The following is a 15681-nucleotide window of genomic DNA, read 5'->3' as shown; positions in this document are numbered from 1 at the left end:
CCACTGCCTTCCTGGAAGATTCTGATGTTCTGAGGAACTTATATTAGAAAAACTCGTTGTATTGAAGATTTTGATTAGCTCAGCCAAGGCGTTAGAAAAAAGAAGAGCATAGTGGTACCCACACAAATATGGAGCAAGAGCTGTAAGTCCTTTTCTAATAGATGTTTTATAAACAAAAGATAGCTCACGATACACAATAAAAAAACAGCAATATAAAAAAATAAGGAATCATAATGAGTAACTATAAATAAGTCTCCGCCACCAATAGAAAAGACTATACCTATTACTAAAAACCACATGCCCACTCCAAGTGCAGCGCTTAAAGCAATAAAAAGGAAGCTCATTATCATTTTTCATACTCCTTTAACATGCTTCTCGATTCCTTATCATCACATAGGAATAACCCCTTTCCATGATCTATCGGATCATCCCCTTTGTTTATGTATATCTTTTTAGCTTTGAGCTATTCCTGCATCTGCATTTAGAACCTTAACATTAAAAAGGCAACCCTCTGCCTAGATGAGGTTTGCCTTTTATTCGTTTACCAAATATAAATCGCGATATTCCTATTCGCTAACCGATGCGTTGTCGTACAAGTCTATCAACTCATCAAAGGAAGTGATAATTACATCGGAGCCCTTCAGCTCATCCTGACGGCCAAAACCTGCATACGCACAGCCGATGACGGTTTGAGCATTTCCCTTACCTGCCTCCACATCGGACGAGCGATCGCCTACCATCCAGGCACTCTTGATTCCATGATTGTCCAGCAAAATGCGTAGCAATTCTGTCTTCGTCGCAGTGCCTTGACCACCGGCACTATACAATCCTTCAAATAACTCTTTAAGCTCATGCACCACAACTATACTGTGAATGTATTCCTCCAGCCCATTACTAGCCACAAACAACCGTACTCCACGCTCTTTTAGGGCAGTCAGTGTTTCGACCACCTGAGGATACAGTAACGTCCCACCTGCTTCAAGTCCTTCGACCTCAAGCTGCAATAGCAGCTCATCTGCACGGCGGTGCACCGCCTCATCGGCATCAGGCATAACCTTCTTCCAAATATCTGCCAGCAGCATCCCTAAGCCGCTTAGAATAAGCTCTTCAGGCGGTGTTGGTCCTGAGTATAATCCCTCTTCCCGCAAAATATCGAACATTTTATGATATGCAGGTAATAAAAGACTTTCAGTCTGGAACAATGTTCCATCCATATCAAAAACAATCGCTTCCGGCTTGTTCAACTCCGAGTGAACCGCGTTCAGTTCTGTTCCTTGTACCTCTTTACTCATCTGTTGTTCCTCCCCATTCTCTTTTGCTTCAGGTAAGCACATTCATCTGCACGAAATTTCCAGTACAAGCCCTATGATATATGATATCACTTCGGAATGTCCATGCTCTCCACTTTTCTTGTTGCAGTCTATATTTCAACATGTTATATTACAATCTGTAATATAACATGTTGAAATATAAAGGAGAGATAACCATGTCACGTCCATTAATCATGCGCTTCCTCAAGCAGCCCGCTACCATCGTCGGGATTATAACCGCACTGTTGTTCCAAGTCTTTTTCAGCTTAATCTGGATTACAGGGTATGACCATGTAACTGATCGGGTAGATCGGTTGCCCATTGCTATTGTGAATGAGGATGGTGCGAATGCTCAGCCTGTAGTCGATGGCATTACCCAGTCCCTTCAGTTCGTAACCAGACAGGACCTTCCACTACAAACTGCCAAGGAAGCCCTTGAGCATAGAGAAATCCGCATGATTATCAATATTCCACAAGGGTTCACCGGAGCGATTAGTAATCCATCCGGAAAGACTGAACTCCGTTACCTCATAAATGAATCTAATCCGCAAATGGTTAGCAATGTTATGCAGACTGTAGCCCTTAAAGTCACGGCTGCCATGAACACTCAAAGCAGTAATACAGCACTAAACCAAACCCTCGAAGCTATGAAGCTGCCACAAGAACAAGCAGAGATCATCAAAAGTGCGGCAAGCAGCCGAATCTCCGCAAACGTTGAAGTCATCCATCCCACAACTAATTTTGCACAAACTATGGTTCCGTTAATGATTGTTACTGCCTCCTTTACCGGAGCTATGCTACTCGCCATGAATCTGCAAAAAGCTTCTTCCAACTTATCGGGTCAATTTGGTAAATGGGATCGCTTTGGAGCCCGGTTTGCCATTATGGGTGCAACGGCTGTACTAACCTCTCTAGTGGGGACTATCATGGTTAACTCACTCGGGATCCACTCCAGCCATGGCTTTCTGCTCATGTGGCTGTTCGAATTCATTGTGATTCTCTCCTGCATGATTCTTGCACAGTTCAGTCTGCTGCTACTCGGCGACGCTGGTGCCTGGCTAAATATCGCACTTCTTTCCATACAAATGTTGGCTTCCGGAGCAACAATTCCTCGTGATGTGCTTTCTCCTTTTTATAGCTGGATCGGTCCCTTCTCACCTGCTTACTACGCGGTAAATGGCATGCTCGACCTAGTTATCGGAGGCAATGGTGTATGGAAAGATATGTTCTATCTACTCTGCATTGGTGCAGCAATAGCTGGATTAAGCATTATCCTAACCTTCATTCGCAAGGAAACTCAGTTATCACAAGAACAAGAGCCCGTACCAGCAAATGCGTAATTATTTAGTTTGCCTCCTTGGTTATGCCTTTTCAAATTGAGAGCGAAATGCAGTTGTGATATGGTAGGAGGTGAAAGAGAGGAGCGACAATGATTCATGAATATACAAGATGTCATTCTAGGGATATTAAGTGAAAAACCTCATTCGGGTTATGAGATAAAACGGCATTTCGAGGAATACTTTTCTTTTTTCTTTGATGCCAGCTACGGCACCATCTACCCAACCCTGAGCAAGATGGAGAAGCTGGACCTAATCACCAAAGAATCCATACGGCAGGAAGGCAAACCTGACAAAAATGTATTTACCATTACCCGTGCCGGCTTGGATCAGTTCCATGCTTACTTGCAAACACCGGCTGAAAAGGAAGTTCTGCGTTCAGACTTTTTTATGCATCTGTATTTCGGAGATAAGACCGATAAAGAGAACATAGATAATCTACTTCGGCAAGCATTGATAGAAAAGCAGGCAATGTACGATGATCTTGATCAGAAATTAAAGCAACTAGATTGCAAACTGTCCCCTTACCAGAAGCTGTGTATGGAATTGGGCCTTGTGCAATATGAAGCCTTTATCAAAAAAATTCAAAGTGTGCTGGAGTCTGAATAAGGATCGTGTGGGCAGTAGGTTTCCTATTATTCTAGGGGATTTGCTGCTTTTTTTGTTGTGCTATCATAAAAAAGAACCGGCAGCATGCACAAATCGTGCTTGCTGTACCGGTTCTTTTTTAGCAAAAATGTGTAATCTATCGACTACACTCTGTCAAAGCTAGAAATCAGCTCATCGAGAACATCTTTGCTTACCATTTTACCTTTGAAATTGATGAGGTTCTCTGCGCTTCCGGAGAAGATACAAGTTGGCTCGTATTTTCTAAGAATAATTTTCTCTCCATCTACAAAAATCTCGAGCGGGTCTTTTATGTCAATTCCCATCGTTCTACGTAGTTCAATAGGAATTACGATACGTCCCAATTCATCTACTTTTCTTACTATGCCTGTCGCTTTCATCATCGTACATCCTCCCTTAAATTCACATTAATAATCATTTTTGCTAAAAGCTATGTAGGCTTCTAAGTGATAGTAATGATTACGCTATACTCTAATATTAAAGTGCTATTCATTCCCTGTCAATTTTATTTCTACAAAATATGATATTTATCGACAATTATTCGACAAAAATATGTACACTTTCGACAAAATGCTGTAAAGCGATCCAAATTATTTGTCTTGAAATTAATAAATATCCAACATTGCGATTACAAATCAGCTTGAAGAGTATCCCAATTGATACCCTCATTTACCCAATACATCAAGTCTGGAAACACTCCGACGTATATCAGAGCAAAAAAACGTTTAGTAGAGTTAATACAGACTATTTATGCTTTATGCATCTACTTTTTTCGACAATCCAGCTTTCTACTATGTACTGATTTAATATAAGTATTACATATTATTAATAGAAAGATCAAATATTGGATAAATTTAGTACAATTAATTGAATTTAATTATAAAAAAAACCGACCAGTGATCTCTGGTCGATCTATTCTATCGTTATAATGATTTCTCCGTAACCCTGCCATTCGCATCAATAATGGCATTATAAGATAGGCTATTCATTAGCTTGATCGTCTTCTTATTATAAGAATCGTCCATGAAGTTCGGCTGTCCCCCAATAATCTTGACTGGCGTAATCTTACTCGTCACCTGCGCATCATTAATCTCAAAATTCACTAACATCGAGTGAAGCGTCTTTTCTCCACCACGTGTTGAACGATTAAACACAAAGTTTCCAAGTGAATAATAGATCGGTTTATTTTTGTAGTATTCGATGCCCATCAGGCAATGGCTGTGTGCGCCGAGTATGATATCTGCACCACTATCAATCATCTGTTTGGCTAGCGTGCGGGCGTATTGTTCAGGATAATCCTTAAACTCTTCATTCCAGTGAATGTACACAATCGTGTAATCATTCTCCTTAGACATCTTCTGAATAGCCGTAAGCATAGGCTGCGAGGTGTACGCTGAGGCAGCTCCCGGTTTATTGTTGCCGGCATACCAAGAAGGGCCTGAAAGCACTCGACTTACACCTAAGATAGCGATCTTCTTCCCCTTTACCGTCCTTGTATACGGTTTGAACGCTTCCTCTACATTTTTACCAGCTCCTGTATGGCCAATCTTGTTTCGATCCAGATGCACCAATGTATCGAGCATAGCGTCTGTTCCGAAATCTAAAATGTGATTATTAGCCAATGAAACGCCGTCAATCCCAGCATAGGTTAAGCCACTAAGCACTGCTGGTTTAGACCTAAAGGCAAAGGTTTTCTCTGCTGCCTTCCCTCGAATAGACACTGGCGTTTCCAGATTCGCGAAGGCGATATCTGCCTTTTGCAAGGTAGGTGCGACTTTCACAAACGGAAAGTTCACTCCGTATTTCGCGATCTGATCACCCACAAAACCGTCCAAGAGAATATCACCAGCAAAAGCAAGTCTGATAGGTTCTGAAGATGGCGAAGCTGCACTAGATGCAATCGTCGAAGGGAGAATCAGTGATAATAGAAGTGTAGTAAGTAGCATGCTGCGAAGTACATTCGACCCTAATCTCAAAAAATACAGCCTCCTATCCTCATTATGGAATCTATATTAGCTATTATTCTAGCTTACTGGAAATAGATTACTAATTTAAGGGTAAGAAGACCTGTTATGCCTTTGATTTTTTCAAAACAGCCCGGAAGCATTGTAACCCACCCCACAAATCTGTGGACACAGCATCTGCAGGCAACTCAAAATCCGTCTCCCCCCAATATTGAAAACCAGCCTGCAGCAGCAAATCATTCATAAGATTTAAGTTTACCGTCGGGTAATCAAACGTTAGCACGAGTAGCCCCTCTTCATTCAACGTTCGGTGAAATTCCCGTAAAGTGCCGACCGTATCCTCTAAGGTCAAATGCTCCAGCACTGATATGCAAAAAATAGTGTCAAAGCTCTCATCCTCATATGGAAGAGCCGCAAGATTGGCCTGAGCAAGATGCAAGTTGTTCGTTCTTCTAGCTATAACCTGCTTTGCCGCTTTTTCCCCGATCTCATCAGTAATCGCATCTAGGATGTCCTCCCGGTAAATAACCCTGCTGTCCATATCGCAAGCATAAACCTCTGCACATACCCCAGCTAAATAAAATTTCAAGGGATGAGGAATTCCACAAGCAGCATCCAGCACCACACCATGTGGAGAAATAAAGTTAATACACCACTCATATTCAAAGGGACGGCTCCACCAGGATTCTGGCAAATCATAAATTAACTTCTCACGGCTTGCATCTGAGTTTACAAAAAAACGCGAGACAAAGGGATGTGTTGGCATGGCCAGGACTCCTTTTTAACGGAATTTAAGGTAGTGAGAGTATATTCATGATTTGCTGATTCATTCCATAACCTTACATTGAGCTAGACAAACCCAAAAAAAACGGCTGCTCCCTTAGGAACAGACCGTCTTTAAATATTAACCGTACAAATCTTATGAGTAAAAGGATAGAGGCTTGGCCTCAACTCCATGTTTCTCGATCAAATGATCTAGTAAAGCAGACCATTCCGCATCAACTGTGCATTGATCTGGATGAGCCTCGAACCAAGCAATTGACTGCTTTATCCCTTCAGAGAAAGGAACGGCAGCCTGGAAGTCAGGCACGAGACGTTTGATTTTACGATTGTCAAAAACACTGCTGACCGCTTGATCGCCGATCAAGCCATCCGCCGTCCCTGGAGGGGAGAAGGCTGTGATAAAGTCTGTAGAGATATGAACCACTTTCGGCTCCACACCTGCCGCTTGCCCAATGGCCGCATAGATCTGATTCCAGTTCAACACCTCATCAGAAGTAATATGAATGGCCTCCCCAATTGCTTCCGGATGCCCAAGCAATCCGACGAACCCTTTGGCAAAATCTGAGTTATGCGTCAGTGTCCACAAAGATGTTCCATCTCCATGGATGACTAAAGGCAAGCCACGACGGATACGATCAATCAGGGACCAAGGATGCTGTCCGCTCGTGAGTGCCGCAGGGATGGCTGTATTTCCGTAAGTATGGGAAGGGCGAACAATCGTAACCGGGAATCCGCTGTTCTTGTGAGCTTCCATCAATAGCTGCTCGCAAGCAATTTTATTTCTCGAGTATTCCCAATAAGGATTCTCCAGAGGTGTCTCTTCTGTGATTATATAATTACGCTGTGGCTTCTGATAAGCCGAGGCCGAGCTGATAAAAATGTACTGCTTCGTTTTACCTGTAAACAGGTCAATATCTGTCTGCACATGTTCCGGTGTAAAAGCAATCCAGTCTACCACTACGTCAAATTCATAATCTCGCAATACTTCGGCAGCCTCCGCCGGATTACGAATGTCACCTTGAATCACCTTCGCCCCATCCGGAACGAATTCGCCTCTTTGTCCTCTGTTGAACAAATACACCTCTATTCCTTGTTCTACCGCGTGCGGGGATACAGCCTGGCTAATCAGTCCCGTACCTCCGATAAATAATACCTTCATTTCACACGCTCCTTATAGAGGATGTTCAAAAACCGTACTTTTTGAACTCTCATTTATAGTAAAAGTAAACCTGGCTCGTCATTTATTCATTAACGTAATCTCGCCATAAGTGCTTGGGCTGCCAATTCAGCAGCTTCTTCGCCTTCGCATTGCTGAGTAACGACTCATGGCCTTCCAGCGGCTGGCGGAAATCCGTCACCTCTGGATAACGTGCGGCCATTAACTCTCTGCTAGGAACAGCCATACTGGTCTCATCTGCGCATATATTAAGAGCAACTGCGCCCAATCCGTCCGTTTCAATCGCCAATTGGCAAGCTGTCGCTACATCCCGTGTATCAATATAACTCCACAGAATCCGATCACGCTGCGCGGGATCATGAATGAAGGAAGGGAAACGTTCATACGTCGATGGGTCAATGACATTTCCGATTCTTAGGGAAACGACTTGTATACCCGTTCTGCGCTGGAACATCTCTGCTGTCTTTTCATTCACAACTTTAGATAGACCGTAACTGTCCTCAGGTAATTGTGGATGCTCCTCATCCATAGGCACGTACTGCGGACCCAATGGGTTAACCGCAAAACAGATGCCATAAGAGGATTCACTGGAAGCAATAACTGCTTTGCGAATGCCTAGTCCAGCAGCAGCCTCCAGAATGTTATAGGTGGATACTACATTATTTTGAAAGGTGACTTCACTCGTCTTTATATTTGCGGCCGGGATCGCAGCCAGATGCACAACTGCATCAGCGCCTGCAAGTACGCCGTACACTTCACCTAAATTATTCAAATCAGCAATGATCGTTTGGCACAAGGAATCTGGAGATTTTTGCGTATCCACATTCACAACCTCATACCCTTGCTCAACAAAATGCCGGACCACCCATCTGCCGAGCATCCCGCTTCCGCCAGTAACAACTACTTTCGCCATGATCATATCTCCTTTTTTATGAATCTATCTCTAGTTAAGAATCTCTTCAATTTTCTTCAAAATATCCTCGGAAAGTTCTATTCCCGAAGCCTTAACATTCTCTTCGACCTGCTGCGGACGACTGGCACCTACTAGCGCACTTGCTACATTAGGCTGACGCAGAATCCAAGCCAAAGCCAGATTTCCCACAGAAATATTCAGCTCCGCAGCTACCCCGCTCAGTTGGCGAACCTTTTCAATCTTCTCTTCTGTAATCGCCTTTTTCAACCGATCCAGCTTAGCCGCACGGCTATCTTCAGGGATGTCCGCGTTATACTTTCCTGTTAACAGCCCTTGAGCCAGTGGAGAGAAAACAACCTGTCCAATGCCACGTCGCTCGCCGAGCGGAATAATTTCTTTCTCAATATAACGTTCGAACATATTATAAATCGGTTGGTTAACCACGATATGATCCAGTAAATAGCGGTCTGCTACAGCTAGCGCATCTGTCATTTGCGCCGCAGTCCACTCACTTACACCGACATAATATACCTTGCCTTGACGAATCAGATCATCCAGCGCACGTAAGGTCTCCTCAATTGGAGTTTCCGTATCGAAACGATGGCAATACATAATATCCACGTATTCTACGCCGAGACGCTGCAAGCTTGCGTGACATTGTTCCGTAATATGCTTGCGGGATAGACCACGATCGTTAGGTCCCGTCCCCATTTCGCCAAATACTTTAGTGGCCAGCACATAGGATTCTCTCGGATAGTTCCGCAAGGTCTCGCCTAGCACTTTCTCAGCAGCACCCTTTTCGTAAACATTTGCCGTATCAAAAAAATTTACGCCTAGTTCGTAAGCGGTTTCAATGGCTTTAACAGCATTATCTCTTTCTACATAGCCTCCGTATGTCAGCCAGCTTCCCAGACTAATCTCGCTAACTTTTAGGCCTGTTCCACCTAATCTACGATATTTCATAATAACTGCTCCTTTCCATAGTTCCGTGTTATGATTTCGGCAGGTTGCCTAACGCACATATTCATTCTAGAATAGTTTGTATATAATAGGAAGAAGTGAAATTTAGTTTACTATATGATCTCTAGAGTAGTTACTATACAAGAGTATAGTGGCACCAAAACAGGAGGAGATTCCTTGACAACAGCTAAATCTAGCAATAATTATATCCCTAAAACCCCACTTACTATTGAATGTAATGTAGAAAAAACACTTGAGGTATTGGGCGGAAAATGGGCTTTTCTCGTACTAAGGGAGTTATTCGACGGTACCCAACGCTTTGGAGCGCTTCAGCGAAAAATCACTAATGTCAGCCCTCGTGCTTTGACTAGTACTCTACGCCATTTAGAGGAACACGGTGTACTAGAACGCCATGTGTTTCCTACCGTCCCGGTAACAGTGGAATATTCTTTAACTCCAAAAGGTGAGGATTTGCATCAAATTTTGAAGGAAATGAAGCTGTGGTCCGCCAAATGGACGTAGCATAAATAATTGGTTGAAAAATGATCAAAATAGACCCGGGATCATCGTTCCCGGGTCTTCTTTGTTTTACTATAAGCTTAATATTTATCCACAACCGCGCCGAGTACTGCCGTATTTACATACGGTTTTCCTCTAAGGCTTTGCAGCTCCTTAGCAGTTCCTGTAACAACAACTCCCAATAGCTGTACGTCACTGGCATCCGGTGCCGCTTTATCCTTTTTCAAATAGTTCGAGATTCGCTCAAATTCTCCGTAATACTTGCCCTCTTTCTGAAGCCCATATGCTAGTGATTGTAAAAAATCCTCTGGTTTCGGTTTAAATAAGCCTTCCCAATTGACACCGTAACCGTATACTTGTCTCGCTGATTCCGGTAATGCATATTTATTCGGGCTGCTATCATTCGTAATAAACTCAAGCTTCTTTTTATTGTCATACGTATCTACCCAATACCACTTCTGTGTCAGCTCTGTTGGCAGCATCTTCTCTACTTCTGCTTGTGTATAGCTTTTATCAAACGAAACTGCCATTTCTACCAGCTTACCAGGTTCCATTTGTTCAAGTGCAGGTAGGTCATTCAACACCTTACCGTTATAATTCACCCCAGGTACATAGAACATCATTTCCCGCTGTCCATTTTGACTGTTATATCCTCGGTAATATTCATAATTTTGGCTTGTCATTATTGGATCAGGAACATTAATACTAGAGTATCCCCTGTAAAGTAGAGAAAAACGGCTGCTCATACTGAATTCCAGCTTTTTAGTATCCCACACGACAGGTACACCCTCAACAACCTTGTACGTACTCAGTTCAACTTTGCCCGATAAAAATCCTAAATCCAGCTCAGTTCTCAGCTCATGAAGATTAGGACTGCTAATTTCCATCATAATCCTCTCCTCATCCAGCCCACGCATCGCTAACCAGCTGGTCAGTTGAGAGATACCCAGCATGCCACCGAACAATACTATAATGGTCACGATCAGAGAAATGACCGTATTACGGATCATTGTTTTTCGTTTTGCTTTCTTAATTATTTTCGAAAGGTTTGGATCATCCTTTTGTTCCCATGGAGCCGTCATTCCGCTTCACCTCTGTATTTTTTTTGAAATTGCTTGCGGGCACGAAACAATGCCGATTTGACCGTATCCGTTGTAATCCCAAGGAGCTCAGCTATCTCCTGATAGGACAGCTCCAGCTCGTACTTCATAATAATGAGCTGTTTGTGGAGAGGAAGAAGCTCATCTAGTACACGTTCGATGTCCTCTCGTTTCTCTTTTAACAGCACATGATCCTCTGGCAGTTCCATGTCTGGAACATCCACATAATCAATAGGAATGACTATCCGTTTGCTGCGGCGGCACAGATCATAATAACGATTAATCGCTACTTTATATAGCCATGCACTGAATTTGTTCTCATCAATAGAATCGATATACAAAAGTGCCTTATATACCGTATCTTGTACGATATCCTCCGCGTCGGCTGCAGGTGCCCCGAGACGAATCAAGTATTTTTGGATTTCTTGCATTTTCGGTTGAAGTATCTGATGTAGCTGCCCGGGCTTCATCCTGCACCTCCCTTCGTATGTATAACGGTTAAGTTCTCGAAATGTTAGCTGAAAGTAGAAAAAACTTATAAAAGAAAAGTTTCGCAAAAAAATCCCCTTACCGCTAACAGTATATAGATACCGTATAGCGTAAAGGGGTGCTTTTTAAAAAATATTATTTATTCACTTATAGAAGATTCATTGATACTAGTAACATACGCCTTTTGAAATACCAAGTCCGCATCAAATTTTAGGCCAGATATGCAGCTACATAATCTTTAAACTCTGTTGAAGGAACCATTCCCAGCTCCGTACGATAAGCAATCTCGAATTTCTCATAGAGCCGTGCGATCTTATCCTTATTTCCGAGCCTAGCATATATATCAATCATTTGCTGGTTCATCTCTTCATGAAGAGGATATAAACCCAAGAACTTTTCTAATCGTTGCTCCGCTTTATGCCAATCCTGAGTAGCACAATCTCTATCCACTAGCAATCGAGTCCAGGTTGTAAAATACTTGCAATAAGCTTCCTCCAGCGAAATCTTCCATAGATAAGGCTTTCCATCCAACAGGGGCCCCTGATATAAGAAACAAAGCCGCTCCATTTGAGTAGTGTTTTGTTTCCCTTCAGCCATTTCTAAATGAAACCTTTGATAATCAAGAGCATCATAACTTTCATTTCCGGTCTCCAGCATATAACCATCATTCATTTTACGGATTTCCATGCCGAAGCCCTTTTCTTTTAGCATTTTTTTCAAGAGGTAAATCGTATTATACAGGTTGGATGCCCCTCTCTCATCCTGCATATCTGGCCATAACAAATCAATTATTCTCCATTTACTGATATAACGACCTGCATTGCATAGAAAATATGCGAATAATTCCTCTGCTCTGCGCGTTCGAAAATGAATGGGCTTGCCTTCTGAATCACAAACTTCAAATCCGCCAAAACAGCGGATCATAGGCCCCGTTTTCTTTGGCTCTAGGATCACCGCAGGTCTCATTCGTTTAATAAGTCGTTCAGTGACCCTGTGGATCGCTTCGGGAGTTATTGGCTTAAGTATATAATCTAGTGCACTAACCTCGAACGCTTCCAGTGCATAATTCTTGTAGGCCGTTGTAAATACAATCTCCGGTTGATGCATTAGCTTCTGAATTCTGCTTGCCAGCTCAATACCATTCATCTTAGGCATTTCAACATCTATAAACACGACATCCGGTTGTAAATCAGGTATGCACTCCAGTGCCTCTAATGGATTTGAGAAGGCCCCGCTAATGGTATAATCTGGATTACGACCGATCAGTACCTTCATCAAATTCAAAATTGGCTTCTCATCTTCAACAATCACTACACGAATCATCGTGTTTCTCCCTCCATGCCCCCAAGGCTTGCTGGTAAATACATTGTTACTTTGGTCCCAAACCCAAGGTCGGAATGAATGGTTAGGGTAGCTCCGGGTATAGCGCCTAGACGCTTTCGAATGTTATGGATTCCAATACTGCCATCCGGCTGCTCGTCTCCGGTTAATTGATATAGCAAGTCATCTGGCATACCCACACCATCATCTTCGATGATAACTTTCATATAGTTACTACCTGCTTGAACCGTGAGCGAAACTCTGCCCTGACCCTCTTTTTCAAACAATCCATGTCTGATCGCATTTTCAACAAATGGCTGAATACATAAGGAAGGGATTTCAACAGAACGCAGACCCTCATCCATAAAAAAAATAAAATCAAACCGTTCTCCAAAACGCGCTTTTTCGATCTCCACGTAGGCTTGAATCAGCTCTAACTCCCGGTGCAAAGGAACAACTAAAGTGGAACGGTCCATATCGAGAATATAACGGATGTATTGACTTAACATGGATAACAAATAGGCGGCTTTCTCTCCATCTGTATAACAGAAAGAGATCACACTGCTCAGTGCATTATACAGAAAATGCGGTTTGATTTGCGCTTGATGAAAAGCATACTCATTTCGTATCGCTTCTTGTATCGATGTCTTCATTGCAATCAGCGTTTGAATTCTCGCAATCAGCGTTTCTCCATCAAATGGTTTAGTTATATAATCATTCGCCCCAGCCCTGAAGCCAAGCGCAATATCTGTTGGCGCGTCTTTTACTGTAGCAAACAAAATAGGTAAATCCAGAATGGAGTAACGCACCCGCAACGTTCGGCACAACTCAATTCCTGAAATCCCCGGCATCATGACATCTAATATAACTAGGTCCATATTAGGGTACTGCTCCATTTTGTCCATTGCTTCATTCGCTGAAAACGCCGTAATTACATTGTAATGATGCCGTCTTAAAATATTCAGCAGAATATGAATGTTAGAGGCCTCATCATCCACAATTAAGATCGTATATCCACTCTGATCCACTATATCAAGCGAGGTCTGCTCAAAATGCGCGTGCTGCCCCACCCCTGTAGCTGCTACTTCGCGGTAGCCTGGGATCCGCTCGATTTTGGGCAAGGTGAAGATCATTCGAGTGCCTTGACCAACCTCAGACCAATCCACCCGAATCTCACCGCCCATCCGCTCAATTAGCTTTCTGCTAATATACAGACCCACACCCATTCCTGTGTAACCATCTTGCGGAAGTGGTTTATCGACTTGTTCAAAATATTCAAATATGGCGGTATGCATATCAGGGGATATCCCAGTTCCTGAATCTTCCACCGTAACAGATACTGTACTTCCCTCTACATAAGCTTTTATGGTAATAAATCCTTTATCCGTATGCTTGATCGCATTGTGAACTAAATTGTACATGACTTGTCTTAATCGACTATCATCCGCAAGCACCCAAACATCGGGTTCCACCTGATTATCTAATCGCACAGATTTCCCTGCGAGCTCAAACTGCAACACATCAAATACAATTTGTGAAGCCACCCTTAGATCAACCACTGTCTGCTGTAGTCGTAATTCTCCATGCTTCAAAAGACTAACATCAATCAAATCCTGAATGAGCATAGACAGTTTTGTAGAAGTGTCCTTAATTAACCAAAGATTCTGTTTCTGTAATGGATACAGATTATCTTCGCCATCTTCTAATAAAAAGGATGTCATATTCATAATGCCATGCAGCGGAGTTTTGATCTCATGAGAAGTGTTCATCAGAAATTCATCTTTAAGCTGGTTCGAGATTAGCAACTGACGGGACAGCATTTCCGTCTTATCATAAGTGTTTGAGAATCGTACAGCTAACATAATATTGAAGAAAACAATAAAACCAATGACTCCGCATTTACCCACCAAATCGGTCTGCAGAACATTTTCAGAGTAAAGACTTACATCAAAGAAAAATATCAGGAGCGAAATCGCACCGCCAATGAACAAAAATAGTTCTTTTCGATCCGTCGTCTGGCTCTGGCTGCGAACATATAAATAGATCATTCTGACTATGATTACCACCATAACGATTCCAAGATAGGTTACAAATAGATACTTCATACGAATGTGTACACCATACGGGAGCACCAAAACCGATACAAGATATAGGACAAATGGAGACAACACAATCTTCATCCTCTTACTTGACATCAACCGGGACTCGACCGAGCAGTAAAACATAATAATGATAATCGAACCGACAAACTGGCTTATTTCCAATAGCTTGTAAGTTGATTCAAAAGGGAAATGGGGTAGTAACTGTTGAAATATCTTCTCTCCATATAGAGAATTGTTCAAAGAAAGAATAAGCAAATATAAACCGCTGAGCAAATAGGCCTTTTCTCTACGCCCAACGAAATAGAAGCTGAGATGATATGCTCCAAACATCCCCAGGATCAATATAATTCCAATGTCAGTACCCGTCTGAATACTGTTCAGTTTTGTAATATCCGTGTGCACGCCCAGTGGGATTGAATTCACGATCCCCCCAGTAATAAAGTTGAAGTTAGACACTTGAATTACAATTTCTATCTCTTGGGTATTAGATTGAAAAAATACCGTATACGGAGTATTCCCTGGTCTAAATGACTCACTTTCCGTCGAAGGAACCCCGTCCTCTCCTTCTTGCTTCCCATTGATAAACAACTTTTGAGACATACGGATACTTCTTATTTTCAAACCAAGAATCTCATCCGAATCTTTCACCAACACTTTAAGTCGATAGGTGCCAGCCCCTTTACGGTCCATTCCATCTTCTATGATCTTGCCTTTCCATGTGCCTGGGACAGATAGATATGTAGTATTCTTATCTATACTTTGCTGAATCTCAGATGGACTCAGTAATTTATTTTCATAAAACTCCCATTCTCCGTCTAGATCAACTAATCCCTGTTTCTCAAAGTCCCATCTCGACAAATCCAGTACGCCCTGCTTGGCCACCGGGGTATCTTGGTCCTGAATCGTTGGGGAAATAATACTTACTAATAGGGAAAAGGCAAGGATAAAAAACAACCCCATCCCAACTATTCCACGATATTTCATCGTCCTCAACCTTCAGGCTCCTCTCACCAGCGAGTAATTCTACCATTCTACTCCACTGCTCTCACAAAAATCTCTCAAAGTCCCGCCTGTAAGTCA

15 protein-coding genes are annotated in these 15681 nt (G+C 42.5%); 3 read left to right on the top strand and 12 right to left on the bottom strand.

What is annotated here, in order from left to right; genetic code table 11:
• Positions 1-74 precede the first annotated feature (74 nt).
• Together NSS87_RS09455 and NSS87_RS09450 are read right to left on the bottom strand one after the other, a co-directional pair.
• A complete protein-coding gene (locus NSS87_RS09455; RefSeq protein ID WP_042186467.1) occupies positions 75-350 on the bottom strand; it encodes a hypothetical protein in 276 nt (91 codons plus the stop codon).
• A 216-nt stretch (positions 351-566) separates the two neighbouring features.
• Positions 567-1292, bottom strand: a complete 726-nt coding sequence (locus tag NSS87_RS09450) for an HAD family hydrolase (RefSeq protein ID WP_076283333.1) — start codon at positions 1290-1292, stop codon at positions 567-569.
• Between the two features lie 194 nt (positions 1293-1486).
• Here NSS87_RS09450 and NSS87_RS09445 point away from each other — a divergent pair, with 194 nt between their 5' ends.
• Both NSS87_RS09445 and NSS87_RS09440 read left to right on the top strand, forming a co-directional pair.
• Positions 1487-2650 (top strand): ABC transporter permease, encoded by a 1164-nt coding sequence (locus tag NSS87_RS09445; RefSeq protein WP_339246554.1) that lies wholly within the window; start codon positions 1487-1489, stop codon positions 2648-2650.
• 96 nt (positions 2651-2746) lie between these two features.
• Positions 2747-3256, top strand: coding sequence for a PadR family transcriptional regulator (locus NSS87_RS09440; protein WP_042186461.1), 510 nt, complete (start codon positions 2747-2749; stop codon positions 3254-3256).
• 143 nt (positions 3257-3399) lie between these two features.
• On the opposite strand, the gene NSS87_RS09435 is transcribed toward NSS87_RS09440, so the two are convergent.
• The 6 genes from NSS87_RS09435 to NSS87_RS09410 form a co-directional block, all read right to left on the bottom strand.
• Positions 3400-3657, bottom strand: coding sequence for an AbrB/MazE/SpoVT family DNA-binding domain-containing protein (locus tag NSS87_RS09435; RefSeq protein ID WP_042125931.1), 258 nt, complete (start codon positions 3655-3657; stop codon positions 3400-3402).
• A 540-nt stretch (positions 3658-4197) separates the two neighbouring features.
• Positions 4198-5250, bottom strand: coding sequence for a CapA family protein (locus NSS87_RS09430; protein WP_339246550.1), 1053 nt, complete (start codon positions 5248-5250; stop codon positions 4198-4200).
• A 94-nt stretch (positions 5251-5344) separates the two neighbouring features.
• Positions 5345-6004, bottom strand: coding sequence for a class I SAM-dependent methyltransferase (locus tag NSS87_RS09425; protein ID WP_076283335.1), 660 nt, complete (start codon positions 6002-6004; stop codon positions 5345-5347).
• A 153-nt stretch (positions 6005-6157) separates the two neighbouring features.
• The gene (locus tag NSS87_RS09420) at positions 6158-7180 is read right to left on the bottom strand and encodes an SDR family oxidoreductase (RefSeq protein WP_339246547.1); all 1023 of its coding nucleotides are present in this window, start codon (positions 7178-7180) and stop codon (positions 6158-6160) included.
• 82 nt (positions 7181-7262) lie between these two features.
• On the bottom strand, positions 7263-8111 hold the full coding sequence (locus NSS87_RS09415) for an NAD(P)-dependent oxidoreductase (RefSeq protein ID WP_339246544.1): 849 nt from the start codon (positions 8109-8111) through the stop codon (positions 7263-7265).
• Between the two features lie 30 nt (positions 8112-8141).
• Positions 8142-9074, bottom strand: a complete 933-nt coding sequence (locus NSS87_RS09410; protein WP_339246542.1) for an aldo/keto reductase family protein — start codon at positions 9072-9074, stop codon at positions 8142-8144.
• Between the two features lie 174 nt (positions 9075-9248).
• Between NSS87_RS09410 and NSS87_RS09405 the strand changes: the two genes are divergently transcribed.
• Positions 9249-9593, top strand: a complete 345-nt coding sequence (locus NSS87_RS09405) for a helix-turn-helix domain-containing protein (protein ID WP_042186450.1) — start codon at positions 9249-9251, stop codon at positions 9591-9593.
• A 77-nt stretch (positions 9594-9670) separates the two neighbouring features.
• Here NSS87_RS09405 and NSS87_RS09400 read toward each other — a convergent pair whose 3' ends face one another.
• The 4 genes from NSS87_RS09400 to NSS87_RS09385 all read right to left on the bottom strand — a co-directional run bounded on the left by NSS87_RS09400 (position 9671) and on the right by NSS87_RS09385 (position 15585).
• A complete protein-coding gene (locus NSS87_RS09400; RefSeq protein WP_339246538.1) occupies positions 9671-10672 on the bottom strand; it encodes an anti-sigma factor in 1002 nt (333 codons plus the stop codon).
• Positions 10669-11160, bottom strand: coding sequence for an RNA polymerase sigma factor (locus NSS87_RS09395; protein ID WP_339246535.1), 492 nt, complete (start codon positions 11158-11160; stop codon positions 10669-10671). The genes NSS87_RS09400 and NSS87_RS09395 overlap by 4 nt, the downstream gene beginning before the upstream one ends.
• A gap of 229 nt (positions 11161-11389) precedes the next feature.
• Positions 11390-12502 (bottom strand): response regulator, encoded by a 1113-nt coding sequence (locus tag NSS87_RS09390; protein WP_339246532.1) that lies wholly within the window; start codon positions 12500-12502, stop codon positions 11390-11392.
• Positions 12499-15585 (bottom strand): ATP-binding protein, encoded by a 3087-nt coding sequence (locus NSS87_RS09385; RefSeq protein WP_339248491.1) that lies wholly within the window; start codon positions 15583-15585, stop codon positions 12499-12501. The genes NSS87_RS09390 and NSS87_RS09385 overlap by 4 nt, the downstream gene beginning before the upstream one ends.
• Positions 15586-15681 lie beyond the last annotated feature (96 nt).

It is taken from the genome of Paenibacillus sp. FSL F4-0243, from assembly GCF_037963295.1.
Classification (GTDB): Bacteria; Bacillota; Bacilli; order Paenibacillales; family Paenibacillaceae; genus Paenibacillus_AQ.
Note: the sequence above shows the minus strand (reverse complement) of the source record. Positions and strands in the feature narration are given on the sequence as shown.

Coding starts and splice junctions, on each gene's coding strand:
- NSS87_RS09455 (WP_042186467.1), bottom strand. CDS start 350: ATGATAATGAGCTTCCTTTTTATTGCTTTAAGCGCTGCACTTGGAGTG.
- NSS87_RS09450 (WP_076283333.1), bottom strand. CDS start 1,292: ATGAGTAAAGAGGTACAAGGAACAGAACTGAACGCGGTTCACTCGGAG.
- NSS87_RS09445 (WP_339246554.1), top strand. CDS start 1,487: ATGTCACGTCCATTAATCATGCGCTTCCTCAAGCAGCCCGCTACCATC.
- NSS87_RS09440 (WP_042186461.1), top strand. CDS start 2,747: ATGAATATACAAGATGTCATTCTAGGGATATTAAGTGAAAAACCTCAT.
- NSS87_RS09435 (WP_042125931.1), bottom strand. CDS start 3,657: ATGATGAAAGCGACAGGCATAGTAAGAAAAGTAGATGAATTGGGACGT.
- NSS87_RS09425 (WP_076283335.1), bottom strand. CDS start 6,004: ATGCCAACACATCCCTTTGTCTCGCGTTTTTTTGTAAACTCAGATGCA.
- NSS87_RS09420 (WP_339246547.1), bottom strand. CDS start 7,180: ATGAAGGTATTATTTATCGGAGGTACGGGACTGATTAGCCAGGCTGTA.
- NSS87_RS09415 (WP_339246544.1), bottom strand. CDS start 8,111: ATGGCGAAAGTAGTTGTTACTGGCGGAAGCGGGATGCTCGGCAGATGG.
- NSS87_RS09410 (WP_339246542.1), bottom strand. CDS start 9,074: ATGAAATATCGTAGATTAGGTGGAACAGGCCTAAAAGTTAGCGAGATT.
- NSS87_RS09400 (WP_339246538.1), bottom strand. CDS start 10,672: ATGACGGCTCCATGGGAACAAAAGGATGATCCAAACCTTTCGAAAATA.
- NSS87_RS09395 (WP_339246535.1), bottom strand. CDS start 11,160: ATGAAGCCCGGGCAGCTACATCAGATACTTCAACCGAAAATGCAAGAA.
- NSS87_RS09390 (WP_339246532.1), bottom strand. CDS start 12,502: ATGATTCGTGTAGTGATTGTTGAAGATGAGAAGCCAATTTTGAATTTG.
- NSS87_RS09385 (WP_339248491.1), bottom strand. CDS start 15,585: ATGAAATATCGTGGAATAGTTGGGATGGGGTTGTTTTTTATCCTTGCC.